The sequence below is a fragment of the Streptomyces pilosus genome, from assembly GCF_014649835.1.
GTDB lineage: Bacteria > Actinomycetota > Actinomycetes > Streptomycetales > Streptomycetaceae > Streptomyces > Streptomyces pilosus.
In genome coordinates, this window is sequence record NZ_BMTU01000003.1 from 487591 (window position 1) to 511351 (window position 23761).

A 23761-nucleotide genomic window follows, 5' to 3' on the forward strand; every position below is an offset into this window, starting at 1 on the left:
CGGGTTACCTGCGGTGATCCGTAACTTCCCTGTGTGCCGGGCCTGATGGGCGGGCCGGTGGACGGGGAGGGGTGGGGCCATGGGGCGTCGGCGTGGGGCGGGAGCAGCGGGGGGCAAGGGGCACCGCCCGGGCCCTCAGGGCACCGGGGAGGGTACGCCTGCCCGCGGGAGCGGCGGCGCGGCTGGTCGCGGCGGCGGGGGTGCGGTCGGCCGCGGAGGGCGGCGGGGGAGCGGGGTCGTGCGGTGGGGGCGGGGTCTGTTGGGGTTGGTGGTGGCCGGGGCTGTGGTCCTGCCGCTCGCCGGGGCCGGGCCGGCGCGGGTGCCCGCGCCGCGGCCGGCGGTGCCCGCCGCGGCGGGGCTCGACGCGGTCTACGCCGCCCACCGGGACAACGCCCGCGAAGCCGCCCGCATGGCCGGCGCGTACGGCGACCGGAAGCGGGCCGCGGTCGACCGGGCGCTCGGTGCGGGTCAGTTGCTGTACTTCGACGGACGCGGGGACGGCCAGGTCACCGAGGTGTTCGGAGACCTCGCGCGGGCCGGACGCGTCGCCGTGCTCGTCCCGGGCTCCGACACCGGACTCGACACCTACGGCCGCTTCCGCGCCGCCGCCCTCGCCCTGCACGAACGGCTCGGCGGGCGGGGCGCGGTCGTGGCCTGGCTCGGCTACGAGACGCCCGGCACCTTCAGCACCGCCGTCGCCACCACCGGGCGGGCGGAGGAGGCGGCCCCGCGACTGCGCCGGCTGGTCGACGCCGTGCGCGAGGCGACCGGGCGGCGGGCCCGGGTCTCACTGCTCTGCCACTCCTACGGCTCCGTCGTCTGCGCCGAGGCGGCCCCCGGTCTCGACGTCGCCGACATCGCCCTCCTCGGCAGCCCCGGCACCGGCGCCGGCACCGCCGCCGGCCTGCGCACCAGGGCCCGCGTCTGGGCCGCCCGGGGCGGGGAGGACTGGGTCGGGAACGTGCCGCACCTCAGCGTCGGACTCCTCGGCACCACCGTCGGCTTCGGCACCGACCCCGTCTCCCCGGCGTTCGGCGCCCGGGTCTTCGAGGCCGGGGACGGCGGCCACGGCGACTACTTCGCGCCCGGCTCCGTCTCCCTGGCCAACCTCACCCGGATCGTCCTCGGCGACACCCGGGCGGTGACCTCGTGAGCCGTCTCGCCACCGCGCTGCGCGGCGCCGCCGAACGCGTCGACGCGGCCACCCCGCAGCACCGCGACCGCGCCGTGGACGCCCTGCGCGCCCTCGCCGTCCTCGGTGTCGTGCTCGGCCACTGGCTCGTCACCGCACTCGTCGCCGACGGCCGCACCCTGCACACCGCCAGCCCGCTCCAGCACATGCCGTGGCTGGCCCCGGTCTCCTGGACGTTCCAGACCCTCGCCGTGTTCTTCCTGGTCGGCGGCCATGTCGCCACCCGCGGGTACGCCTCGGCCCGCGCCCTCGGCGTCCCGTACCGGCGCTGGCTGCGCGACCGGCTGGCCCGGCTGTTCACGCCGGTCGCCGCCGTCCTCACCCTGTGGACGGCCGTCACGGCCGTGCTGCTGCTCTCCGGCGCCGAGTACGCGACCGTCCGCACGCTGGCGAAGCTCGCCCTGTCGCCGCTGTGGTTCCTGCTGGTCTTCGCCGCCCTCACCGCGGCGACCCCGCTGGTGGCCCGCCTGCACCCGCTGTGGCCGCTCGCCGTCGTCCTCCACGTCGACCTGCTGCGTTTCGGCCTGGGCGCCCCCGACTCGCTCGGCCTGCTCAACCTGGCGGCAGGCTGGCTCGTGCCGTACACCCTGGGCGCGGCGTGGACGCGCGGTCAGCTGGAACACCGCAGGTCCGGCTGGATCCTCCTGCTCTCCGGCACGGCCGCCACGGCCGCGCTGGTCGCCTGGGCCGGCTACCCGGCGTCCATGGTCGGCGTTCCGGGTGCCGGGGTCTCCAACCTGGACCCGCCGACGCTGGCCGCCGTCACCTTCGGCCTCGCCCAGTGCGGGCTCGCGCTGCTGCTGCGGGAGCGGCTGCGCGAGGCGATGCGCGGACCCGTCGCATGGGCGGCGGTGGCGCTGGTCAACCTCAGTGCGATGACCCTCTTCCTCTGGCACCAGACCGCCCTCATGGCCACCACCGCCACCGCCCTGACCGCCGGCCGTCTGCCGGGACTGCACACCGTCCCCGACGGCCCCGGCTGGGTCGCCGCCCGGCTGGTGTGGCTGCCCGTCTTCCTCCTCGCCCTCGCCGTCTGCGTGGGTGCGTTCCGGTCCTGGGAGCGGGGCGGGGGAGGACGGCGGCACGGACGGTCCCGGGTGGTCCGCGCCCACCGGCCCGCATCGAAGGGAGCACGTCATGTCTGAACCGGCCCGGGCGTACGAGGGGGAGAAGTCCGGACTGCGGTGGCTGCGCTCGCTGCGCGAGGACCTCTGGACGGTGCGTGCGGACCCGTTGCCCCCGTCCGTGTGGCTGCGCTGGATGCCGCACGGGCTCGTGTGGCTGGCCGCGGTCGGCATCTTCGTCGGCGACCTGGACCAGCTCATGGGCGACGGCAGGCTCCCCGAGACCGGATCCATGCTGGTGGCGGCCGGGCAGAGCGGCGCCGCCGTCCTCGCGCTGCGCCGCCCGGTTCCGGCGCTGTGGCTGTCACTCGCCGCCTCGCTGACGGGGGCCGTCCTGCTGCGCCGCATGCTGATGGCCGGCCAGATCGACGGGTTCTCGTGGCCCTGGACCACCTGGGGGACAGCGGCTCACCTGCTCGTCGTGCTGCTGCTCGCCCTGCGCGTACCCACTCGGGTGTCGGTGGCGGCGCTGGCCGTGACGGCCCTGCTCACCTATGTCCTCCAGGGCCTCTGGGGTGCCTGGTACTACGCCCCCACCGGCCAGACCGCCGTCCTGCTCTTCGGCGTCGCCGTCCTGCTCGGCAGCGCCCTGCGCGGACGCCGTGAGGCCCGCGCCGAACTCGTGGAGCAGACGACGCTCACCGCCGAGGAACGCGCCCGGCGGACCCTCCTGGAGGAGCGCGGCCGCATCGCGCGGGAGCTGCACGACGTGGTGGCCCACCACATGTCGGTGATCTCCATCCAGGCCCAGGTCGCCCCGCACCTGGTGGAGAACCCGTCCGACGAGCTGAAGGAGAACCTCGCCGGCATACGGCAGAACGCGGTCGAGGCCCTCACCGAACTGCGCCGTGTGCTGGACGTCCTGCGTTCCGAGCACCCGGCCCCCGGTGGGCACGCCGACGCCGCCGGTGCCTCCCGGCACGCCCCGCAGCCCACCCTCGGCCGTCTCGGGTCGCTGGTGGAGAACACCCGTGCCGCCGGGCTGACCGTCACCACCGAGATCACCGGCCGGCGGCGTCGGCTGCCGCCCGGCGTGGAACTGTCCGCGTACCGGATCGTGCAGGAGGCCCTGAGCAACGTCCTGCGGCACTCGCCCGGCGCGACCGCGCACGTCGTCCTGGCCTACGATCCGCGAGGGCTGCGGGTCGAGGTCGTCAACACCGGCCCCACCCGGGAGGCGCCGCCGTCCGCCGGGGCCGGCCACGGGCTGCTCGGTATGCGGGAGCGGGCCGTCATGCTGGGCGGCACGCTGACGGCCGGCCCCTGGTCCGGCCGGGGCTACCGGGTCGAGGCCCACCTCCCGGCCGCCGCCCCGCACGCTTCCGACACCCCTCCACAGGACGGCACCGCATGATCCGGGTACTCATCGCCGACGACCAGCAGATGGTCCGGCAGGGCTTCACCGTGCTGCTCGACACGCAGCCCGACATCGAGGTGGTCGGCCAGGCGGTGGACGGGCTCGACGCGGTCGCGCGGGTCGCCGAACTCGCGCCGGACGTGGTCCTGATGGACATCCGCATGCCCGAACTCGACGGGATCGGGGCCACCGCCCGGATCACCGCCGCCACCCCGGACGTCAGGGTCCTCGTCCTGACCACCTTCGACCTCGACGAGTACGTGTACGAGGCGCTGCGCGCGGGTGCTTCCGGCTTCCTGCTGAAGGACGCCTCCGCCGAGCAACTCGCCGAGGCGGTAAGGGTGGTGGCGGCCGGGGACGCCCTGCTCGCCCCGGGGGTCACCCGCCGCCTGATCGCCGAGTTCTCCCGGCTGGACTCCCGGCCCCGGGCCACCCCGCCCCGGCAGCGCGTCGGCGAGCTGACCGAACGCGAGACGGAGGTGCTCGCGCTGATCGCGCAGGGCCTGTCGAACGCGGAGATCGCCGTACGGCTGGTGGTGGCCGAGCAGACGGTGAAGACGCACGTCGGCCGCATGCTGGTGAAACTCGGCCTGCGGGACCGCACGCAGGCGGCGGTGTTCGCGTACGAGTCGGGACTGGTCCGCCCCTCCGGCTACTGAGACCACGCCCCCCGGGCACTCCCCGGGCGCTCCCCGGGCACTCCCCGGCGCTCCCGCGCACGGACGTCTCGCCCCGGCCTGACGAGGCCCGGCACGCTCCCGCGCCTACCCGGGGTATCCCCCGCGTGGCCTGCGTAGTACCTGAGACGGACGCCCCGATACCCGTCTCAGCGGGGACGACCGCCACCACCCGGTCGGCCTACCGTGTGAGCGTGACCGAGACGACGCACCAGCAGCAGCCCTGGGACGCCCCGCGCGGCGACCGGGAGGGGGCCGGGACCCGCAGCCCGGAGTACCAGCTGGCCCGGAAATCCCTGCGGGGTCTGCGCCAGGACCTGTTCCGCGACCCCTTCGCCTACCGCCCGCTGCCGCCCCGCCGCACGGACGGTCCGTTCGTCCGCCGGCTGCCCGGCAGGCCGCGGTCGGCCGCCGCGTACCTCCCGCACGCGCTGGTCGGGGTGCTCGCGCTGCTCGCCCTCGCAGCCGGCACGCTGTCCAGCGGACTGCCCGGCGGGGACGTGTCGGCCCTCCTGATCGGCCTGTTGTGCGCGCTCCCGGTGCTCTGCACACTGGTCCGGCCGGTCGGCGCGTTCTGGCTGTCCCTCGCGGTCACACCGGTCGTCGCGCTGATCAACAACGGCGCCGGTGACTGGCCGTGGATGCCCGGCGCCTTCGTCTGCCACCTGGGCGTGCTGGTCGTCGTGGCCCTGCGCACCCGGCCCCGCACCGCCGCCGGCATGTGGCTGCTGACGACCGCGTACGCCTTCGTCTCGGACGTCGTCCTGGGCGGCTCGTACTACTACACCAACAGCGGGCCGATGATGGTGACGTCCGCGTTCGCCCTGCTCGTGGTATCCCTCTGGCACGTCCGGCACATCGCCCAGCAGGAGGTGACCGCCCAGCAGACGGTCACCGCGCACGAACGCTCCCGGCGGACCCGGCTGGAGGAGCGCACCACCATCGCCCGCGAGCTGCACGACGTGGTGGCCCACCACATGTCGGTGGTCGCCATCCAGGCCGAGGCCGCGCCGTACCGGGTGGAGAACCCGCCGCCGGAGCTGGAGCGCGCCTTCGCCACGATCCGGGAGAACGCGGTCGCCGCCCTCACCGAACTGCGCCGCATCCTCGGCGTGGTGCGCGCCGAGGACTACGAGGCCCCCGACGCCCCGCAGCCCACCCTCGCCGACCTGGACGCCCTGCTCGTCAATGTGCGGGGTGCCGGACTGGAGGTGGAGAAGGTGGTGACCGGCGCGGTGCGGGAGCTGCCGCAGGGCGTGGAGCTGTCGGCGTACCGGATCGTGCAGGAGGCGCTGAGCAACAGCCTGCGCCACGCGCCCGGCGCGAGCGCCCGCGTCGAGATCGGGTACGTCCTCGGCGGCCTCGGCGTCCGCGTCGTCAACGGTCCGGCGCCCGAGCCGAGCCTGGTCAAACCCTCGCCCGGGGCCGGGCACGGCATCACCGGCATGCGCGAGCGGGTCGCCATGCTGAACGGCGAGATGACGGCCGGACCGGCGGACGACGGCGGCTACGAGGTCGCCGTGTTCCTGCCGGTCGCCACGGTGACCGAGGGGGACGCATGACCATCCGGGTGCTGATCGCCGACGACCAGATGATGGTGCGCGAGGGCTTCTCGGTCCTGCTCAACGCGATGCCGGACATCGAGGTCGTCGGCGAGGCGGTCAACGGCCGGCAGGCCGTCGAGCGGGTCCGCGAACTCGCCCCCGACGTCGTCCTGATGGACATCCGCATGCCCGAGCTGAACGGCATCGAGGCGACCCGGGAGATCGTCGCCGCCGACGGCGCGGCGAAGGTGCTCGTGCTGACCACCTTCGACCTCGACGAGTACGTCTACCAGGCCCTGCGCGCCGGCGCCTCCGGCTTCCTCCTCAAGGACGCCTCCGCCCGTCAGCTCGCCGACGGGGTGCGCGTCGTCGCGTCCGGCGAGGCGCTGCTCGCCCCCACGGTGACCAGACGGCTGATCACCGAGTTCTCCAAGCTGTCCGAGGCGCCGAGGCTGATGCCGTCCGCGCAGGCCGCCTACGGCGAGCTGACCGAGCGGGAGACGGAGGTCCTGGTGCTGATCGCGCAGGGTCTGTCCAACGCGGAGATCGCCGAGCGGCTGGTGGTCGCCGAGTCGACGATCAAGACGCACGTGAGCCGCGTCCTGGTGAAGCTGGGCCTGCGGGACCGCACGCAGGCGGCGGTGTTCGCCTACGAGGCGCGGCTGGTCACCCCGGGATGACCCTGGTCAGCGGGCCGGGTGCCGGGCTACCGTCCGGTCATGGCAGCCCTTGACGACCTCGCCTTCGACCCGTGGGACCCGGCGTTCGTCGCCGACCCGTACCCCGCCTACGCCGAGCTGCGAGGGCTGGGCCGGGTGCGGTACTTCGAGCCGACGAACCAGTGGCTGGTCGCGCACCACGCGGACGTCTCGGCCCTGCTGCGCGACCGGCGCCTGGGACGGACGTACCAGCACCGCTTCACCCACGAGGAGTTCGGCCGGACGGCCCCGCCGCCCGAGCAGGAGCCGTTCCACACCCTCAACGACCACGGCATGCTCGACCTGGAACCGCCGGACCACACCCGGATCCGGCGCCTGGTGTCGAAGGCCTTCACCCCGCGCACGGTGGAGCGGCTGAAGCCCTACGTCACCGGCCTCGCCGGGGACCTGGTCTCCCGGCTGGTCGACGCGGGCGGCGGCGACCTGCTCACGGACGTCGCCGAACCCCTGCCGGTCGCCGTGATCGCCGAGATGCTGGGCATCCCGGAGTCCGACCGGGCCCCGCTGCGCCCCTGGTCGGCGGAGATCTGCGGGATGTACGAGCTGAACCCGTCGCAGGAGACGGCCCGCCGGGCCGTCCGGGCGTCGGTGGAGTTCTCGGACTACCTCCGCGAGCTGATCGCCGAGCGCCGCAAGAACCCGGGCGACGACCTGATCTCGGGGCTGATCGCCGCCCACGACGAGGACGACCGGCTCACCGAGCAGGAGATGATCTCCACCTGCGTGCTGCTGCTCAACGCGGGCCACGAGGCGACGGTGAACTCCACGGTCAACGGCTGGTGGGCGCTGTTCCGCCACCCCGGCCAGCTGGCCGCCCTGCGCGCGGACCACTCCCTCGTCCCCTCCGCCGTGGAGGAGCTGATGCGCTACGACACCCCGCTCCAGCTCTTCGAACGCTGGGTCCTGGACGAGATCGAGATCGACGGGCAGGTGATCCCGCGGGGCGCGGAGATCGCCATGCTCTTCGGCTCCGCCAACCACGACCCGGCGGTCTTCGCCGACCCCGCCCGCCTCGACCTGACCCGCACCGACAACCCCCACATCTCCTTCAGCGCCGGCATCCACTACTGCATCGGCGCACCCCTGGCCCGGATCGAACTCGCCGCCTCCATGCGGGCCCTGCTGGAGAAGGCCCCGACGCTGCGGCTCGCGGCGGAGCCGACGCGGAAGCCGAACTTCGTGATCAGGGGGCTGGAGGGGCTGGCGGTCGAGGTCTGAGCCGGTGACCGGGCGAGCCCCTGCGGGACCGCCCGGGCGCGGTCACTTCAGGTCCAGGTCTCGCCGGCGGAAGCCCGCGAGGCCCAGCCCCACCAGGCCGGCCGCGACGAGGGTCAGCAGGAGCAGCGGGGTCCAGTCCAGGTCCGCGGCGGGCAGCCGGGGGACGTGGCCGAACGGGGAGAGGTTGTTCATCCAGCCGGGGAACCGGAGGATCTGGCCGAGGTAGCCGACCACGAAGGCGTACACCGGCACGGCCCAGGCCGCCTGGACCGCCCGCGGGAACCAGCCGAAGAGGACCACGGCCACTCCGACGGTGACCCACAGCGCGGGCGCGTACGCGAGGGCCGCGCCCACGAGGTCCGGCAGCAGCCCGGCGTCACCGGTGGAGGCCGCCCCGGCGATCCCGAAGCCGAGCCCGGCCAGCAGCAGCACGACCGTGCCGCCGCCCAGCGCCACGGCCAGGTGGCCGCCGGCCCAGCGGGAGCGCGAGAGACCGGTGGCGAGGAGCGGCTCGGCGCGGCCCGCCGTCTCCTCGGCGCGGGGCCGCAGGGCCGCCATGACGACGTACACCGCCGCCACGACCGTCAGGACGACCATGACCATCGAGGCGAAGGACTCGACGACGCCGGACCCGCCGATGCGCTCCAGTGCCTCCTCGATCTCGTCGATGCCGGCCAGCATGTCCTCGGCGTCCCCGAGGATCGACCCGTACATCGCGCCCATCAGGAACAGACCGGTGCCGAAGCCGGTCAGCATGCCGCGGTGCAGGCGCAGGGCGAAGCCGACCGGTGTGGTGAGCGCGGCGGAGGCGGTGGGGCTGCCCGGCTTCTGCGGGCGCAGGCCCGCGCCCACGTCCCGCCGGGTGGACAGCACGAACCCCGCCGCCGCGCACGCCACCGCGACGACCAGGCACAGCAGCAGCGGCCACCAGCGGTTGTCGACGTAGGGGTAGCTGCGCTGGACCCAGCCGATGGGCGACAGCCAGGACAGGGCGCCGTTCTCGCCGCTGTCACCGGCGGCGCGCAGTACGTAGGCGGCGCCGATGACCGCCAGCGCCGTGCCGGACGCCCCGCGCGTGTGCGCGGTGAACTGGACGGTGACCGCGGCGACGGCCGCGAAGACGAGGCCGGCGGCGGCGTGGGCGAAGCCGTAGACCAGCGAGCCGGCCAGGTCCATGCCCTCCAGGCCCAGGCCGGCCAGGCCGAACGCCAGCAGCAGGGCGAGGACGAGATCGGCCAGGACGGCGACGGACAGGGCGGCCGCGAGGTGCGCGTGGCGGCCGACGACGGTCGAGCGCACCAGCTCGGCGCGGCCCGTCTCCTCCTCCGCGCGGGTGTGCCGGGTGACGGCCAGCACACTCATCAGGCCGACGAGGACGGCCGTGAAGCCGATCATCTGGTGGCTCAGGATGGAGCCGAAGCCGTCGTCGGTCAGGTAGTGGCGGGGGCCGGACAGGGCCAGGCCGGCCGGGCTGTCCGCGCCCGCGACGGCGTTCGCCCGGTCCTGCGGGTCGCTGTAGAGCGTCCGGAAGCTGTTCGCCGTGGCGAGCGTGGAGAGGAGCAGCGCCCCGATCCACACCGGGAGCCGGACCCGGTCGCGGCGCAGGGCGAAGCGGATCAGCGTCCGGGTCCCGGCCAGCGCGTTGCCGCCCGCGACGGATGCGGCGGGCGCCCGGGTGCCGGGGGCGGTGGTCGCGGAGGTCATCCCGGCTCCCCTTCCGTGTCCGGTGCGGTGCCGTGCCCGTTGGCGGCCAGCTCGTCGCCGTAGTGGCGCAGCATCAGTTCCTCCAGCGTCGGCGGATGGCTGATCAGGCTGCGGATGCCGAACTCGGTGAGCTTGCGGACCGCGCCGTCGACCCGGCCGCCGTCCACGGCGAAGCGGACCCGGCCGGTGGCCTCGTCGACGGTCCGCAGGTCGTGGACACCCGGCAGGACGGCGAGACCCGTCACGGGCCGTTCGGTCTCCACCTCGATGGTGGTGCGGGTCAGGTGGCGCAGTTCGCCGAGGCTGCCGGACTGGACGCAGCGCCCCAGCCGGATGATGCTCACCCGGTCGGCGAGCTTCTCCACCTGGGCCAGGATGTGACTGGAGAGCAGAACCGTCTTGCCGGCGGCCTTGGCCTCGCCGATGACGTCCTGGAACACGACCTCCATGAGCGGGTCGAGGCCCGCGGTCGGCTCGTCGAGGACCAGCAGTTCGGCGTCGGAGGCGAGGGCGGCGACGATGGCGACCTTCTGCCGGTTGCCCTTGGAGTAGGCGCGGCCCTTCTTGGTCGGATCGAGGTCGAAGCGCTCGATGAGCTCGGCGCGCCGCCTCCCGTCCAGGCCGCCGCGCAGCCGCGCCAGCAGGTCGATGGCCTCGCCGCCGGTCAGGCCGGGCCACAGCTCGACGTCGCCGGGGACGTAGGCGAGGCGGCGGTGCAGTTCCACGGCGTCCGCCCACGGGTCGCGGCCGAGCACCTGGACGGCGCCCGAGTCCGCGCGCAGCAGGCCGAGCAGGACGCGGATGGTGGTGGACTTGCCGGAGCCGTTCGGCCCGAGGAAGCCGTGGACCTCGCCGGACTCGACGTGCAGGTCGAGACCGTCCAGTGCGCGGGTCCGGCCGAACGACTTGTGCAGTCCGGACACGGTGATGGCCTTCGTCATGCCTCGGAACGTACGCTTGGTTCACAAATTTGTGAAGTTAAGGAACCGTATAAACGCCGATTAGACTGATCCGTGGCGCCTGAGCAGGGGAGATGGTCGGATCATGGCGGAACCGAGCGGGACGGCCCGGGACCCGGAGGCGGTCTCGCGGTTCGTGGAGCACTTCGCGGCGCAGCTGGTGGAGGCCGGGCTGCCGCGGATGCCGGCCCGCGTCTTCGGCGCCCTGCTCGCCTCCGACACGGGCGTGCTGACCTCGGCCGAACTGGGCGAACGGCTCCGGATCTCCCCGGCCGCGGTCTCCGGCGCGGTGCGCTATCTGGCGCAGCAGCACATGGTCTCCCGTGAGCGCGAGCCCGGCTCCCGCAGGGAGCGGTACCGGGTCCACGGCGACCAGTGGTACGAGGCCCTCACCAACCGCGAGGCAGTCATCCGGCGCTGGGAGGACGCCCTCCGGGAAGGCGTCACCAGTCTGGGCGCGGACAGCCCGGCGGGGCGCCGGTTGGCGGAGACACTGGCCTTCTTCGAGTTCATGGAGAAGGAGTTCCGGGCCCTGATGGCCCGCTGGCGGGCGGAGCGGGAGGAGCGGTTCGGGCGGAGGTGAGGGGTGCGGGAAGCGAGGGTGAAGCTGTAACTGATCGGATACTCTGAGTGGTGGCTGGTCCGCATTACGGGGAGGGCGCATCATGACAGTCATGGCTGAGCGACCGACGATCAACGGCACCGAGCCCGACAGCTTCGAGAGTCTGCTGAGGACCCTCGACGGGCTGGACGTGCCCGACGGCTACAAGGCCGAGATCATCAGGGGGAACATCGTCGTGTCGCCGTGGTCGAAGGGGTACTACCACCGAGTTATGCGCTTGGTGTGCGAGCAGATCGAACCGCATCTTCCTGCCGGACACACCATTGGTTGCGGTCCCTTCCTGTACGTCTTCCCAGGGGACGAACGCGCCTACGGACCGGACATCCATGCCGCACATGAACATGCTTTCGAGACCATCAGTAACCATCTGAACGGCGAGGCCTTGTCCTTCGTCGCCGAACTGACTTCGACCTCCACCCGTGACGACGACCTGACCGACAAGGTCCGAACGTACGGAAGGGCCGGGGTCCCCGTCTACTTGCTCCTGGACATGCAGGAAGAACAGGCCACCGTCCTCTCGACGCCCTCCGCCAAGGGTTACGAGGCTCGGGAAACGAGGCCGTTCGGCGAGAAGCTGTCGATCCCCGCCCCGTTCGACTGCACACTGGACACATCCGGCTTCCAGGCCCCCTGATACCGCGCCGGGCCCCTATCTCGCCGGCAGGACGAGCCCCCAGGCCCCCTCCCGGACCACCCACGTCCGTGTCCGCACCGGTCCCGAGACCACCGCGTCCGCGCGGTAGCGGAAGTGCGCGCCCGACACCGTCACGGTGCCGCCCTCGACCGACAGCGGGGACGCCTCCGCGCCCACCGACGCCGGACGCACCTCGACCCGGGCCCTCCCCGAGGCGCCCGGCACGACCGTGACGCCCTCCACCGGCTGCCCCAGGTCGACCAGCGTCTCCCCGTCGACCTCCACCCGCAGCCGCGCCGGTCCCGCCTCGAGCGCGGAGACGGTGCCGGGCGGCCGCGCCGCCGGAACCAGCGTCCGCACCAGCGACCGGCAGGTGCGCCGCCACGGGCCGCTCATCCCGGCCCCCGCCTCCCGCACCGACGTCGCGCCCCCCAGCGGAGGGATCCGCAGCGTGCCGAGCACCACCCCGTCGCTGTCGTCCACCAGCAGGTCCATCCGCCGCTCCGCCCCCTCCAGCACGGCCCGCGCCGCCGCCACCGCCCCCGTGGGCACCCCCAGCGACCGGGCGAGGGCGACGGCACCCCCCACCGGCACCAGCGACAGCGCGCACGCGGCCAGCTCCCGCTGCCGGTGCAGCAGCTCCACCGCCCGCACCAGGGCCCGGTCGTCACCGACCACCACCGGCCGGCGCGACCCGCGCCGGGCCAGCGCCCGCGCGAACTCCTCCGGGCCGTCCGGCAGGCACACCTTCGTGCCCGCCGCACCCGCGCCGATCACGTCCTTCGCGATCCGGACGGACTCGCCGTCCGCCCGCCGGGCGACCGGATCGACGACTACCAGGAGCTGATCGGACGTCGCGGAAAAGGTCCTGGAAGTCGCCACCTCGGCCATGCCTCGCTTCCTCGGGTAGCATCTTTGTGCAAGAGCCCCTTGCGCTGTTGCGCCTGGGGCTTCGTCTATTCCGGGGCATCCGGTCCGACGGTCGGCGGCCAACGGTGGTCGCGCGGTGCACACGGCGGTGATCCTCCGTGCGCGCCCTTGACCTTGGACATGCCCCGCCCGGAAGGGGTGTACGCGCGTGCCCGCACTTGTGCTGCTCGGTGCTCAGTGGGGTGACGAAGGCAAGGGAAAGGCGACGGACCTGCTCGGTGGCTCCGTCGACTATGTGGTGCGCTACCAAGGCGGCAACAACGCCGGCCACACGGTAGTCGTGGGCGACCAGAAGTACGCCCTCCACCTGCTCCCTTCCGGAATCCTGTCCCCCGGCTGCACGCCGGTCATCGGCAACGGCGTCGTCGTCGACCCGTCGGTCCTGCTCTCCGAGCTGAGCGGTCTGAACGAGCGAGGCGTCGACACGTCGAAGCTCCTGATCAGCGGAAACGCTCACATCATCACGCCGTACAACGTGACGGTGGACAAGGTGACCGAGCGCTTCCTCGGCAAGCGCAAGATCGGCACCACCGGCCGGGGCATCGGCCCCACCTACGCCGACAAGATCAACCGTGTCGGCATCCGCGTCCAGGACCTCTACGACGAGTCGATCCTCACCCAGAAGGTCGAAGCGGCCCTCGACGCCAAGAACCAGATGCTCACCAAGCTCTACAACCGGCGCGCGATCGCCGTGGAGCAGGTGGTCGGGGAACTGCTGGGCTACGCCGACAAGCTCGCCCCGTACGTCGCCGACACCGTGCTGGTGCTGAACGAGGCGCTGGAGCAGGACAAGGTGGTCCTCTTCGAGGGCGGCCAGGGCACGCTCCTCGACATCGACCACGGCACGTACCCCTTCGTCACCTCGTCCAACCCGACCGCGGGCGGCGCCTGCACGGGTGCGGGCGTCGGCCCGACGAAGATCAGCCGGGTCATCGGCATCCTGAAGGCGTACACCACCCGCGTCGGTGCGGGACCCTTCCCCACCGAGCTGTTCGACGAGGACGGCGAGGCCCTGCGCCGCATCGGCGGCGAGCGCGGTGTCACCACCGGCCGTGACCGCCGCTGCGGCTGGTTCGACGCGGTGATCGCCCGCTACGCCACCCGCGTCAACGGCCTCACCGACTTCTTCCTCACCAAGCTCGACGTCCTCACCGGCTGGGAGCAGATCCCGGTCTGCGTGGCCTACGAGATCGACGGCAGGCGCGTCGAGGAGCTGCCGTACTCGCAGACCGACTTCCACCACGCGAAGCCGGTCTACGAGATGCTCCCCGGCTGGAGCGAGGACATCAGCAAGGCGAAGTCCTTCTCCGACCTGCCGAAGAACGCCCAGGCGTACGTCAAGGCCCTGGAGGAGATGTCCGGCGCCCCGATCTCCGCGATCGGCGTGGGCCCGGGCCGCGACGAGACGATCGAGATCAACTCGTTCCTGTAGCCGGGACACCGCCCACCGGCGCCCGTGCGGGCGCCGGTGGGCGGTCATAGCCTGGGAGGGAACCGCCACGTGCATCGACCGGAAGAAGGTGAGTGCGATGCGCGTGATGCTCAAGGCGACACTGGACACCGAGAAGTCGAACGAACTGCTCCGCAGCGGGAAGATGCCCGAGGAGATCAAGGGGATCCTCGACCGGCTCCAGCCCGAGGCGGCCTACTTCGGCCCGGTCGGCGGGCGGCGGACGATGGTGCTGGTCCTCCACATGCAGGACAGCTCGGAGATCCCCCCGGTGGGCGAACCGTTCTTCACTCACATGAACGCCGAGGTGGAGATGTGCCCCGTCATGAACGCGGAGGACCTGCAGAAGGGGCTCTCCGCCATGCGGTGAGCCTCACCGGACTCAGCTGAACACGATCATCGAGCCCTGCGCCAGGCTCCGGGTGGCCGCCGCGTGCAGGCCCAGCCAGACGTGGCGCTCGCGGGCGAAGGGACTCGGGTCGTACGGGGCGGGGACGGCCGGCTCCTCCAACTCGGTCGGACCGCGCGGCGGTTCGGGAGCCGCCGGGGGGTTCGCCGGGTCGATGCCGATCGACGGGGCGACCAGCTCCAGCTCGCGCAGCAGCGCGTGGGAGGAGCCCAGCGGACCGCCCCCGGCGAGGAGTTCGTCGCTGGAGAGGGGACCGGGGAAGTCGACGGGGACGTAGGCGCCTGCGTGGTCGTAGTGCCAGACCAGGTGCGACTGCTGGGCCGTCGCCTCGAACATCTCCAGCAACTGCTCGTAGTCACCGCCGAGTTCGTCCACCGGAGTGACCGGGAAACCGCACACCTGGAGCAGGTAGACGCGCCGCAGGAAGTGCAGCGCGTCGTAGTCGAAGCCCGCGACCGGGGCGACCTCGCCGGTCAGTCCCGGCATGTACTGGTACACCGGGACCGGGGGGAGCCCCGCCTCGGCCAGCACCGCGTTGTACTGCGCGAGTTCCTCGGCGAACGGATTGTCGGGCGTGTGGCACAACACGTCGACGAGCGGTACCAGCCACAGGTCACAGGCCAAAAGAGGGCTCCTCGCATCGCGCGGTCGTCGGGATGGTCGGGTGGTCGTCCCGGTCAGGGAAGGGTATCCGGGCCCGGGGCGGGAGGCTCCCCCCGTGCGGGAGGCCGTGCTGCAGGTCCCTTACCCGTCCCCGGCGTCCGTCAGCCCCTCCACGAGGGACAGCGAGTGCGCGTCGTACGCCCCGACGATCGCCCGGGCGGCGTCGGTGTCCCGGCGCGCCAGCGCGTCGACCAGCTCGGTGTGCCGGGACCACAGGCGCCCCCGGAGATCGGGCAGCCCTCGCAGACGCTGCACCGCGTACACCCAGCCCTGGGCGCGGAGCCGGTGCAGGAAGTCGGTGAGGTACGGGTTGCCGAACACGGCGGTGAGCTCGCGCCAGAAGCGCAGGTCGTAGCCGATGAGGACGGTGATCTCACCGGCGAGGGCGGCCCGCTCGGCCTCCTCGCCGCGCCGGCGCACCCCGGCGAGGGCGGCGGCCACCCGGGGCTCGTCCGGCCGGAGGTGGGCCAGGTGGCCGGCGGACAGCGCCCGGAACATGCCGTCGACGACGAGGCCCCGGGCCTCGACCATGCCGCGGAAGTCGTCGGCGGAGTACGCACGCACCTGGAAACCGCGGTGCTGGTCGGCGTCGAGCAGGCCCTGCGCCGTCAGGTCGACGAGCGCCTCGCGGACGGGCGTCGCGGACACCCCGTACTGTTCGGCGATCTCCTTGACGGTGAACGCCTGCCCCGGCTGGAGCCGCCCGGCCAGCACCTCGTCACGGAGCGCGTCGGCGATCTGCTGCCGCAGGGTGCTGCGGGTCACGGCGCCGGTGCCGGTGATGCCGGGCATGGTCGGGGCGTCTCCCTCGTCGCGTTCGGGTGGCGTGCGTGCCAAGGGGGCACGGGCACGCCACCTTACGCTGTCGGATGGGCGCGCATGTTCGAACGCGCGCGGGACCCCGACCGCCCCGCGCCGGGGTGTCCGGCCCGTCCTCCCCGTTACGCCACGTGGCCGTCCGCGACGGTCAGGGCCGCGTCCAGCGCCGCCAGCCCCTCCTTCAGCTCCGCCTCGCTCACGTTGCACGGCGGCACCACGTGCGTGCGGTTCATGTTCACGAAGGGCCAGATGCCGGCCTCCTTCGCGGCGGCGGCGAAGGCCGCCATCGGGGCGTTCGCCTCGCCGGTCGCGTTGTACGGGACCAGCGGCTCCCGGGTCTCCCGGTCGCGCACCAGCTCCAGCGCCCAGAACATGCCCACGCCACGGACCTCGCCCACGCAGGGGTGCCGCTCCGCCAGCGCGCGCAGTCCGGGTCCGACGACGGACGCGCCGAGGGCCGCCGCGTTCCCGACGATCCCCTCCTCCTCCATCACGTTGATCGTCGCGACGGCGGCGGCACAGGCCAGCGGGTGCCCCGAGTAGGTCAGTCCGCCCGGGTAGGGACGCCTGGCGAAGGTCTCCGCCACCGCCCCGGAGATGGCGACGCCGCCGAGCGGCACATAGCCGGAGTTCACGCCCTTGGCGAAGGTCAGCAGGTCCGGGACGACGTCGTACAGGCCGGCCGCGAACCAGGTGCCGGTGCGCCCGAAGCCGGCCATGACCTCGTCGAGGACGAGGAGGATGCCGTGCCTGTCGCACAGTTCGCGGACGCCGGCGAGGTAACCGGCGGGCGGCGGCATGATCCCGGCCGTGCCCGGGATCGTCTCCAGGATGATCGCGGCGATGGTCGACGGCCCCTCGAAGGCGATCGTCGTCTCCAGGTGCTCCAGGGCCCGCGCGCACTCCTGCTCCTCGGTCTCGGCGTAGAAGCGCGAGCGGTACAGGAACGGCGCCCAGAAGTGCACCACCCCGGCGGTGCCGGTGTCGGAGGCCCAGCGGCGCGGGTCGCCGGTGACGTTCACGGCCTGCTGGGTGCCACCGTGGTACGAGCGGTAGGCGGAGAGCACCTTGGGCCGCCCGGTGTGCAGCCGCGCCATGCGCAGCGCGTGCTCGACGGCGTCGGCGCCGCCGTTGGTGAAGAAGATCCTGTCCAGGTCGCCGGGGGTCCGCTCGGCGATCAGCCGGGCCGCCTCGGAGCGGGCCTCGACGGCGAACGCGGGCGCGAACGTCGTCATCCGCGCCGCCTGCTCCTGGATCGCGGCGACCACCGCGGGGTGCTGGTAGCCGATGTTGGTGTAGACGAGCCCGCTGGCGAAGTCGAGGTAGCGCCGGCCGTCGTAGTCCCAGAAGTACGACCCCTGCGCCCCGGCGACGGCGAGCGGGTCGATGAGCTCCTGTGCGGACCAGGAGTGGAACACATGCGCACGGTCGGCGGCCTTCACGGCGGTCCCGACCTCGGGGTTCGGCTGAGGAGTCATGCCGCCGAGGGTAAGCGGGGCGGGCGCGGCCGCGACATCGGCGGCCTGTCTGCGCTCGGGGCCTTTCCGCGACAGGTTGTCGACGCATCCAATTGACAGCCTGCTGTCGTCATGACAGGCTACTGTCATCAGAAGGCGGATCCGGACACCACACCCCAGGGAGCGGTCATGACCCGCAAGCCCGTGCACCTCGCCGTCTACGACACCTACGCCGACTGGGAGACCGGTCACACCACCGCGCACCTCGCGCTCGCCGGCTACGAGGTGCGCACCGTCGCCCCGGCCGGGGAACCGGTCACCAGCATGGGCGGACTGCGCGTGCTGCCCGACCTCGCGCTCGACGCGCTGCGCCCCGGGGACAGCTCGCTGCTGATCCTCCCCGGTGCCGCCCGCTGGGACGAGAGTGACGACCTCGCCCCCTTCGCCCGCACCGCCCGCGCCTTCCTCGACGCCGGGGTGCCCGTCGCCGCGATCTGCGGGGCCACCGCCGGGCTGGCCCGCGAGGGGCTGCTCGACGACCGCGCGCACACCAGCGGCGCCGCCCCCTACCTCGCCATGACCGGCTACGCCGGCGCCGGACGGTACGCGGAGGCGGACGCGGTCACCGACGGGGGTCTCGTCACCGCCGGACCGACCGAGCCCGTCGCCTTCGCCCGCGAGGTCTTCCGGCTGCTCGGCGCCTACGACGCGAAGACCACCGACGCCTGGTACCGGCTGTTCCACGACTCCGACCCGGCCGCCTACGCCGAGTACGAGGAGGCGCTGAGCCGGTGAGCCGTCAGCAGCAGGACCTGCTCAGCCGGGGCGCGCTCGGCACCTTCCGGCTGAACGGCCAGTTCCTCGCGGTCGCGGAGGAACTGGCCCGGCCCGCCGGGATCAGCGCCGCCCGCTGGCAGGTGCTCGGCGCCGTCCTCGGCGAGCCGCTTCCCGTCTCCGGGATCGCCAGGGCCATGGGCATCACCCGGCAGAGCGTGCAGCGCGTCGCGGACCTGCTGGTGGACGCCGGACTGGCCGAGTACCGGCCCAACCCCGCCCACCGCCGCGCCAAGCTCCTCGCCCCCACCGACGAGGGCCGCGCCGCGGTCCGCCGCATCGACCCCGGCCACGCGGCCTTCGCCGAGCGGCTGGCGCGGGCGTACGAGGAGGAGTACGGCGAGGAGGACCTCGCCCGGGCGGTGCGGGCGCTGGAGCGGCTGTCCGAGGTGCTCGACCGGATCGGACCGCCTGTTACGGAACCGTAGACAGCGCCCCGCTCACCGCGCACCGGCCCCGCACTATCCTCGATCCGTTGCTCACTGCACGGGGGAAGGCGGCGCGGCGATGGACAAGCTCGGGGCCGGGGATCCGCGGACCATCGGGGCGTACCGGCTGCTGGCCCGGCTCGGCGCCGGCGGAATGGGGCAGGTCTACCTCGCCCGCTCCGACCGGGGACGCACCGTCGCCGTGAAGCTGGTCCGCACGGAGCTGGCCCGCGAGGAGGAGTTCCGGGCGCGCTTCCGCCAGGAGGTGCAGGCCGCGCGGCGGGTCGGGGGCGACTGGACCGCCCCCGTGCTGGACGCGGACACCGAGGCACCCGTCCCCTGGGTCGCCACCGGATACGTCGCCGGACCGAGCCTCCAGCAGGTGGTCGGGCACGACCACGGCGCGCTGCCCGAGCGGTCGGTGCGCATCCTCGCCGCCGGTCTCGCGCACGCGCTGAAGGACATCCACGCCGCCGGGATGGTCCACCGCGACCTCAAGCCGTCCAACGTGCTCGTCACCATCGACGGCCCGCGGGTCATCGACTTCGGCATCGCGCGGGCGCTGGAGACGGTCACCGACGGCGGGCTGACCCGCACCGGCGCGCTCGTCGGCTCGCCCGGGTTCATGGCGCCCGAGCAGGTGCGCGGCGACCGCATCACGCCCGCCTGCGACGTGTTCTGCCTCGGCTCGGTGCTGGCCTACGCGGCGACCGGCGAACTCCCCTTCGGCACCGCCAACAGCGGGGTGCACGCCCTGATGTTCCGCATCGCCCAGGAGGAACCCGACCTGCAACGGGTCCCCGAGGGACTCGCCGTGCTCGTCCGCGACTGCCTGCACAAGGACCCGGCCGCACGGCCCACCCTCGACCAGGTGCTGGAACGCACCGGCGCGGAGGACACCGTCGTCGGCGGCCGCTCCCGCGACCCCTGGCTGCCCAGCGCCCTCGTCGCCCAGCTCGGCCGGCACGCCGTGCGGCTGCTGGACACGGAGGACCCGGAAGCGCCCCGGCAGCCCGTGCCGACGGCCCCGGGCCCGTCCGCGGAGCCCCCCGGTGCCGCCGGGACGGGTGACGCCCCCGAACACGCCCGCGCCGCCGACGACTCCGCGGCACCTCCCGGCGACCCGGCCACGCCGCCGGGACAGCAGGACGGGAACCACCTCCCCACCCTCGTCGCGGGCCCCGACGGGCAGAACGGCACCACCCCGCCGCCCGGCCCCGCCCCGGCCGGCGCGTACGGCCAGGCCCACCCGCACCCGCAGCCCCCCGCGTACGGCCACCCGCACAACGGCTACGGCGCCGGCCCCACCCCGCCCTACGGCCCGCCCCCGGCCGGGATGATCCCGGCCTACGCGCCGCCGCCCGAGCCGCGCAGGGACAACCGCTCCACCGCGCTGCTCGTGGTGATCGCCCTGGTCGTCGCGCTCGCCGCGGGCGGCACCGTGTACGCGCTGATGAGCGGCGGCACGGGCGGCGACCGCGCCGGCGGCGACCCGTCGGCCCCCTCCACGCCGAGCAGCGCGCCGCGGACCGAGGAGGCGGACACGCCGGACGACCGGCGGACGGCCGGCACCGGGCGGCCCACCACCTCCGCGCCGGCGGACGGCTCGGTCCCGGCGGACTTCCTCGGCACCTGGTCCGCCACCATCGACAACGCCAGTGGGCAGCACAGCCGCCGGCTCACCGTCCAGCAGGGTGAGCCCGGCGACACGGTGATGTCCCTGGTCGCCGACGGGCCCACCGGGAACGGCACCTACCACTGCGTCTTCGAGGCCCCGCTCACCGGCGGCTCCGGCGACCGGCTGGACCTCGGCCCGTCCACCGTGACGGTCGGCCCGGGCGGCGCCTGCTCCCCGGGGGCCGCCAGCCGGATCACCCTGCTCCCCGACGGCTCCCTCCAGCGCGTCACCACCGGCAGCGGCGAACAGCTCACCTACACCCGCGACTGACCAAGTCCCGCGTCCCCCGCACTGGTTGAACGTTCGGCGAACGCCGGTGAACTTCCGCGGACGCGGACCGGCCCCGCCTCCGCACGGCCGTACGGTGGCCACCCTGGCGGACGTGCGGGGCGGTTGCGGGGGCGGCACGATGGAGTGGCTGAGCGCGGAGAACCTGGTGGCCGTGGGGACGGCGATCCTCGTGTGCGCGGCGCGCCGGCTGACGGCCGGCTCCGGCGGGACGGCCGGTCGCGTGGCGACCACGGCGGGAGCGCCGAAAGCGGCGCGGTCCTGACGGGACGGCCGGTCTCGGCGCGGCCTGGTGGGACGGCCGGTCTCAGCGCGGCTCCGGCGGGCGCTGGCGCGGCATGTTGGGGCGGGCCGGCCCCGGCGGGGAGGAGAAACGGCCGTGCGGGAGGGGGCCCTCCGGCCGTCCGCCGCCCGCCAGCGCCGTCTGCACGCCCAGCGGCGCGCCCCCGCTGCGGAACTCCACCATCCAGTCGGCCGTCTCCACCCGCACCAGCTCCGTGACGTCCTCCGAGAACCGCCTGAGCACCGTGAGGCACCGCTCGGCCGCCTCGCTCGCCGTGCCCTCGGTGGGACCCAGCACCTCGCGGACGCACTCCGAGGCCCAGTCGAACTGGAAGCTCTGCAGCCGCCGTTGGAGGGCCTGTGCCGTCGCCACGTCCCGCATCCAGCCGGACGTCATCCCGAAGAACCGGTCCCCGGCTACACATGCCACCGCCAGCAGCAGCGCCAGGTACCCCCAGGACGCGGAGCCGTCGGCCGCGCCGGTCAGGTCGAGCAGCGGCAGCGCCGCCCCGGCCAGCGCGCCCGCCGCGGTACCCGCCCGCAGCGCCCACGCGCACCGCCGCTTCCAGGCGCGGTCCTCCAGGTACCAGGCGGCGGTGTCCAGCGCCCCGCGCTCCACCCACCGGTACAGCTCGTCCAGCCGGGACGCCGGGTCGCCCCAGTCCCCGAGCGGGAACGCGCGTCCGGCCGGATCGCCCGGCCGCTCCCCGGCCGTCCCCTCGCCCCGCCGGTCCTGAGACCGACCCTCGGGCTGCATCTCCGGCTGACCCACCCGGTATCTCCCTACTGCACCGACCCTGCCGACCCCTGCTGATCCCTGCCGGCCCCCGCCCGGCGACGCGTACGTTGTGTGCATGGATTGTGACGCCAAGTGCGCGCGCGTCCGACCCTTCCTACCTCCCAATGGGTGGCGGCGCCGGGGGTTCGGGCGCCCTTTCCCCCGGAAGTAGGCCGTCGTCCGGTATAGGGCCCCGTCCGGGACTCACTCGAAAGAGTGCCGGGGCGACGGCTGGTCCGACCACGTAGGCTCGTGCCGAACGGCAAAACCGTGATACACGGACCGACGGACCGACCAAGGAGCTGAATCGTGATCCCCGGTGGTGGCCAGCCCAACATGCAGCAGCTGCTCCAGCAGGCCCAGAAGATGCAGCAGGACCTTGCCCAGGCGCAGGAGGAACTCGCGCGTACGGAGGTCGAGGGACAGGCGGGCGGCGGACTGGTGAAGGCCACCGTCACCGGCTCCGGCGAACTGCGCGCGCTGACGATCGACCCGAAGGCGGTGGACCCGGAGGACACCGAGACCCTCGCGGACCTGGTCGTCGCGGCGGTCCAGGCGGCCAACGAGAACGCCCAGGCCCTCCAGCAGCAGAAGCTCGGCCCGCTCGCCCAGGGACTGGGCGGCGGAGGGATCCCCGGTCTCCCCTTCTGACCTTCCCGCCCTTACTAAGAAGGCCCGCGGGCCTCTACCGTACGTACTGAAGCACCACCTAGGAAGGACGGCAGTCCGTTGTACGAAGGCGTGGTCCAGGACCTCATCGACGAGCTGGGGCGGCTGCCCGGCGTCGGTCCCAAGAGCGCGCAGCGGATCGCCTTCCACATCCTGCAGGCGGAGCCGACGGACGTACGGCGCCTCGCGCACGCGCTGATGGAGGTCAAGGCGAAGGTCCGCTTCTGCGCGACCTGCGGGAACGTCGCGCAGGAGGAGCAGTGCGGCATCTGCCGCGACGCCCGCCGCGACCCGGCGGTCATCTGCGTGGTGGAGGAGCCCAAGGACGTGGTGGCCATCGAGCGCACCCGTGAGTTCCGGGGCCGCTACCACGTGCTGGGCGGGGCGATCAGCCCGATCGACGGGGTGGGCCCGGACGATCTGCGGATCCGGGAACTCCTGGCCCGTCTCGCCGACGGCACGGTCACGGAGCTCATCCTGGCCACGGACCCGAACCTCGAGGGCGAGGCCACGGCGACGTACCTCGCCCGCATGATCAAGCCCATGGGCCTGAAGGTCACCCGCCTGGCCAGCGGCCTCCCGGTGGGCGGCGACCTGGAATACGCGGACGAGGTCACCCTCGGCCGCGCCTTCGAGGGGAGACGACTCCTAGATGTCTGACGCCACGCTGCACGCGACCGACCGGAATCCGGACGACTTCGCGGTCCAGGTCGCGGACCAGATCGAGAGCTTCCTGGTCGCCGTCACGGAGGTCGCGAAGGGCGACGAGCCCGACTCGGCGGTCCCCTTCCTCCTCCTGGAGGTCTCCCAGCTGCTGCTGGCGGGCGGCCGCCTGGGCGCCCACGAGGACATCGTCCCCGACGAGCGCTACGAGCCCGACCTGGGCCCGGAGGCCGACGTGGACCTGCTCCGCGAGAACCTGGCCCGCCTGCTCGACCCGGTCGACGTCTACTCCGAGGTCTTCGACCCCTACGAGCCCCGCAAGGCGCCCGTCCCGGCCCGTATCTCCGACGACCTCACCGACGTCATCACCGACCTCCGCCACGGCATGGCCCACTACAAGGCCGGCCGCACCACGGAGGCCCTGTGGTGGTGGCAGTTCTCCTACTTCTCCAACTGGGGCTCCACGGCGTCCGCCACCCTGCGCGCCCTGCAGTCGGTGGTCGCCCACGTCCGCCTGAACCAGCCCCTCGCCGAACTCGACGGCCTCGACACCGACCAGGGCATGGGCGACGACACCCTGGAATTCGAGGCGGGCCGCGTCATGGCCCAGGAGATCGCCGCCCCCCTGGGCATGCGCCCGGTCACCTGAGAGCCACTCCGCAC

General features: G+C 73.6%; 25 protein-coding genes. 18 read left to right on the forward strand and 7 right to left on the reverse strand.

What is annotated here, in order from left to right; translation table 11 throughout:
• Positions 1-271 precede the first annotated feature (271 nt).
• The 7 genes from IE118_RS10405 (at position 272) to IE118_RS10435 (ending at position 7831) form a co-directional block, all read left to right on the forward strand.
• Complete coding sequence (locus IE118_RS10405; protein WP_373298416.1) at positions 272-1153, forward strand: alpha/beta hydrolase; 882 nt, start codon at positions 272-274, stop codon at positions 1151-1153.
• A complete protein-coding gene (locus IE118_RS10410) occupies positions 1150-2337 on the forward strand; it encodes an acyltransferase family protein (protein WP_189557473.1) in 1188 nt (395 codons plus the stop codon). The genes IE118_RS10405 and IE118_RS10410 overlap by 4 nt, the downstream gene beginning before the upstream one ends.
• Positions 2330-3670 (forward strand): sensor histidine kinase, encoded by a 1341-nt coding sequence (locus tag IE118_RS10415; protein WP_189557474.1) that lies wholly within the window; start codon positions 2330-2332, stop codon positions 3668-3670. The genes IE118_RS10410 and IE118_RS10415 overlap by 8 nt, the downstream gene beginning before the upstream one ends.
• Positions 3667-4332 carry a response regulator gene (locus IE118_RS10420; RefSeq protein WP_189557475.1) on the forward strand — a complete coding sequence of 222 codons (666 nt, stop codon included), beginning with the start codon at positions 3667-3669 and terminating at the stop codon, positions 4330-4332. Before IE118_RS10415 ends, IE118_RS10420 begins: the two co-directional genes overlap by 4 nt.
• 125 nt (positions 4333-4457) lie before the next feature.
• Complete coding sequence (locus IE118_RS10425) at positions 4458-5912, forward strand: sensor histidine kinase (protein WP_189557476.1); 1455 nt, start codon at positions 4458-4460, stop codon at positions 5910-5912.
• A complete protein-coding gene (locus IE118_RS10430) occupies positions 5909-6574 on the forward strand; it encodes a response regulator (protein WP_189557477.1) in 666 nt (221 codons plus the stop codon). Before IE118_RS10425 ends, IE118_RS10430 begins: the two co-directional genes overlap by 4 nt.
• Before the next feature lie 39 nt (positions 6575-6613).
• Positions 6614-7831 carry a cytochrome P450 gene (locus IE118_RS10435; RefSeq protein ID WP_189557478.1) on the forward strand — a complete coding sequence of 406 codons (1218 nt, stop codon included), beginning with the start codon at positions 6614-6616 and terminating at the stop codon, positions 7829-7831.
• Positions 7832-7873: 42 nt separating this feature from the next.
• Here IE118_RS10435 and IE118_RS10440 read toward each other — a convergent pair whose 3' ends face one another.
• Positions 7874-9535, reverse strand: coding sequence for an ABC transporter permease (locus IE118_RS10440; RefSeq protein WP_189557479.1), 1662 nt, complete (start codon positions 9533-9535; stop codon positions 7874-7876).
• Positions 9532-10476 (reverse strand): ABC transporter ATP-binding protein, encoded by a 945-nt coding sequence (locus IE118_RS10445; protein WP_189557480.1) that lies wholly within the window; start codon positions 10474-10476, stop codon positions 9532-9534. The genes IE118_RS10440 and IE118_RS10445 overlap by 4 nt, the downstream gene beginning before the upstream one ends.
• Before the next feature lie 103 nt (positions 10477-10579).
• Here IE118_RS10445 and IE118_RS10450 point away from each other — a divergent pair, with 103 nt between their 5' ends.
• Positions 10580-11077 (forward strand): GbsR/MarR family transcriptional regulator, encoded by a 498-nt coding sequence (locus tag IE118_RS10450; RefSeq protein ID WP_189557481.1) that lies wholly within the window; start codon positions 10580-10582, stop codon positions 11075-11077.
• Positions 11078-11159: 82 nt separating this feature from the next.
• Positions 11160-11750 carry a Uma2 family endonuclease gene (locus IE118_RS10455; RefSeq protein WP_189557482.1) on the forward strand — a complete coding sequence of 197 codons (591 nt, stop codon included), beginning with the start codon at positions 11160-11162 and terminating at the stop codon, positions 11748-11750.
• A gap of 15 nt (positions 11751-11765) precedes the next feature.
• On the opposite strand, the gene IE118_RS10460 is transcribed toward IE118_RS10455, so the two are convergent.
• Positions 11766-12641: a diacylglycerol kinase family protein gene (locus IE118_RS10460; protein ID WP_189557483.1), complete on the reverse strand. Its 876-nt coding sequence runs from the start codon at positions 12639-12641 to the stop codon at positions 11766-11768.
• Between the two features lie 187 nt (positions 12642-12828).
• Between IE118_RS10460 and IE118_RS10465 the strand changes: the two genes are divergently transcribed.
• Both IE118_RS10465 and IE118_RS10470 read left to right on the forward strand, forming a co-directional pair.
• Positions 12829-14112, forward strand: coding sequence for an adenylosuccinate synthase (locus IE118_RS10465; RefSeq protein ID WP_189557484.1), 1284 nt, complete (start codon positions 12829-12831; stop codon positions 14110-14112).
• A 97-nt stretch (positions 14113-14209) separates the two neighbouring features.
• Complete coding sequence (locus IE118_RS10470; protein ID WP_189557485.1) at positions 14210-14500, forward strand: hypothetical protein; 291 nt, start codon at positions 14210-14212, stop codon at positions 14498-14500.
• A 12-nt stretch (positions 14501-14512) separates the two neighbouring features.
• On the opposite strand, the gene IE118_RS10475 is transcribed toward IE118_RS10470, so the two are convergent.
• The 3 genes from IE118_RS10475 to IE118_RS10485 all read right to left on the reverse strand — a co-directional run bounded on the left by IE118_RS10475 (position 14513) and on the right by IE118_RS10485 (position 17499).
• Entirely contained in the window at positions 14513-15163 is a 651-nt protein-coding gene (locus IE118_RS10475) for a putative DNA-mimic protein (RefSeq protein ID WP_189557486.1), read from the reverse strand.
• Positions 15164-15283: 120 nt separating this feature from the next.
• Positions 15284-15994, reverse strand: coding sequence for a GntR family transcriptional regulator (locus IE118_RS10480; RefSeq protein ID WP_189557487.1), 711 nt, complete (start codon positions 15992-15994; stop codon positions 15284-15286).
• A gap of 149 nt (positions 15995-16143) precedes the next feature.
• Entirely contained in the window at positions 16144-17499 is a 1356-nt protein-coding gene (locus tag IE118_RS10485; protein WP_189557488.1) for an aspartate aminotransferase family protein, read from the reverse strand.
• A 168-nt stretch (positions 17500-17667) separates the two neighbouring features.
• On the opposite strand from IE118_RS10485, the gene IE118_RS10490 reads away from it, so the two are divergent.
• The 4 genes from IE118_RS10490 to IE118_RS10505 all read left to right on the forward strand — a co-directional run bounded on the left by IE118_RS10490 (position 17668) and on the right by IE118_RS10505 (position 20971).
• A complete protein-coding gene (locus IE118_RS10490) occupies positions 17668-18273 on the forward strand; it encodes a DJ-1/PfpI family protein (protein WP_189557489.1) in 606 nt (201 codons plus the stop codon).
• Positions 18270-18740 carry a MarR family winged helix-turn-helix transcriptional regulator gene (locus tag IE118_RS10495; RefSeq protein WP_189557490.1) on the forward strand — a complete coding sequence of 157 codons (471 nt, stop codon included), beginning with the start codon at positions 18270-18272 and terminating at the stop codon, positions 18738-18740. The genes IE118_RS10490 and IE118_RS10495 overlap by 4 nt, the downstream gene beginning before the upstream one ends.
• A gap of 79 nt (positions 18741-18819) precedes the next feature.
• Positions 18820-20688, forward strand: coding sequence for a serine/threonine-protein kinase (locus IE118_RS10500; RefSeq protein ID WP_189557491.1), 1869 nt, complete (start codon positions 18820-18822; stop codon positions 20686-20688).
• Positions 20689-20782: 94 nt separating this feature from the next.
• Complete coding sequence (locus tag IE118_RS10505) at positions 20783-20971, forward strand: hypothetical protein (RefSeq protein WP_189557492.1); 189 nt, start codon at positions 20783-20785, stop codon at positions 20969-20971.
• A gap of 42 nt (positions 20972-21013) precedes the next feature.
• Here IE118_RS10505 and IE118_RS10510 read toward each other — a convergent pair whose 3' ends face one another.
• The gene (locus IE118_RS10510) at positions 21014-21760 is read right to left on the reverse strand and encodes an SLATT domain-containing protein (RefSeq protein WP_189557493.1); all 747 of its coding nucleotides are present in this window, start codon (positions 21758-21760) and stop codon (positions 21014-21016) included.
• Between the two features lie 315 nt (positions 21761-22075).
• On the opposite strand from IE118_RS10510, the gene IE118_RS10515 reads away from it, so the two are divergent.
• The 3 genes from IE118_RS10515 to IE118_RS10525 all read left to right on the forward strand — a co-directional run bounded on the left by IE118_RS10515 (position 22076) and on the right by IE118_RS10525 (position 23747).
• Positions 22076-22417, forward strand: coding sequence for a YbaB/EbfC family nucleoid-associated protein (locus IE118_RS10515; protein WP_189557494.1), 342 nt, complete (start codon positions 22076-22078; stop codon positions 22415-22417).
• 78 nt (positions 22418-22495) lie between these two features.
• Positions 22496-23095, forward strand: a complete 600-nt coding sequence (recR, locus tag IE118_RS10520; RefSeq protein WP_145868131.1) for a recombination mediator RecR — start codon at positions 22496-22498, stop codon at positions 23093-23095.
• Positions 23088-23747 (forward strand): DUF5063 domain-containing protein, encoded by a 660-nt coding sequence (locus tag IE118_RS10525; protein WP_189557495.1) that lies wholly within the window; start codon positions 23088-23090, stop codon positions 23745-23747. The genes recR and IE118_RS10525 overlap by 8 nt, the downstream gene beginning before the upstream one ends.
• The last annotated feature ends 14 nt before the right edge of the window (positions 23748-23761 follow it).

Excerpts from the sequence above, each read along its gene's own strand:
- IE118_RS10420 (WP_189557475.1), top strand. The coding sequence starts at position 3,667 with ATGATCCGGGTACTCATCGCCGACGACCAGCAGATGGTCCGGCAGGGC.
- IE118_RS10450 (WP_189557481.1), top strand. The coding sequence starts at position 10,580 with ATGGCGGAACCGAGCGGGACGGCCCGGGACCCGGAGGCGGTCTCGCGG.
- IE118_RS10455 (WP_189557482.1), top strand. The coding sequence starts at position 11,160 with ATGACAGTCATGGCTGAGCGACCGACGATCAACGGCACCGAGCCCGAC.
- IE118_RS10435 (WP_189557478.1), top strand. The coding sequence starts at position 6,614 with ATGGCAGCCCTTGACGACCTCGCCTTCGACCCGTGGGACCCGGCGTTC.
- IE118_RS10460 (WP_189557483.1), bottom strand. The coding sequence starts at position 12,641 with ATGGCCGAGGTGGCGACTTCCAGGACCTTTTCCGCGACGTCCGATCAG.
- IE118_RS10470 (WP_189557485.1), top strand. The coding sequence starts at position 14,210 with ATGCGCGTGATGCTCAAGGCGACACTGGACACCGAGAAGTCGAACGAA.
- IE118_RS10415 (WP_189557474.1), top strand. The coding sequence starts at position 2,330 with ATGTCTGAACCGGCCCGGGCGTACGAGGGGGAGAAGTCCGGACTGCGG.
- IE118_RS10500 (WP_189557491.1), top strand. The coding sequence starts at position 18,820 with ATGGACAAGCTCGGGGCCGGGGATCCGCGGACCATCGGGGCGTACCGG.
- IE118_RS10445 (WP_189557480.1), bottom strand. The coding sequence starts at position 10,476 with ATGACGAAGGCCATCACCGTGTCCGGACTGCACAAGTCGTTCGGCCGG.
- IE118_RS10480 (WP_189557487.1), bottom strand. The coding sequence starts at position 15,994 with ATGCCCGGCATCACCGGCACCGGCGCCGTGACCCGCAGCACCCTGCGG.
- IE118_RS10490 (WP_189557489.1), top strand. The coding sequence starts at position 17,668 with ATGACCCGCAAGCCCGTGCACCTCGCCGTCTACGACACCTACGCCGAC.
- IE118_RS10525 (WP_189557495.1), top strand. The coding sequence starts at position 23,088 with ATGTCTGACGCCACGCTGCACGCGACCGACCGGAATCCGGACGACTTC.
- IE118_RS10440 (WP_189557479.1), bottom strand. The coding sequence starts at position 9,535 with ATGACCTCCGCGACCACCGCCCCCGGCACCCGGGCGCCCGCCGCATCC.
- IE118_RS10430 (WP_189557477.1), top strand. The coding sequence starts at position 5,909 with ATGACCATCCGGGTGCTGATCGCCGACGACCAGATGATGGTGCGCGAG.
- IE118_RS10485 (WP_189557488.1), bottom strand. The coding sequence starts at position 17,499 with ATGACTCCTCAGCCGAACCCCGAGGTCGGGACCGCCGTGAAGGCCGCC.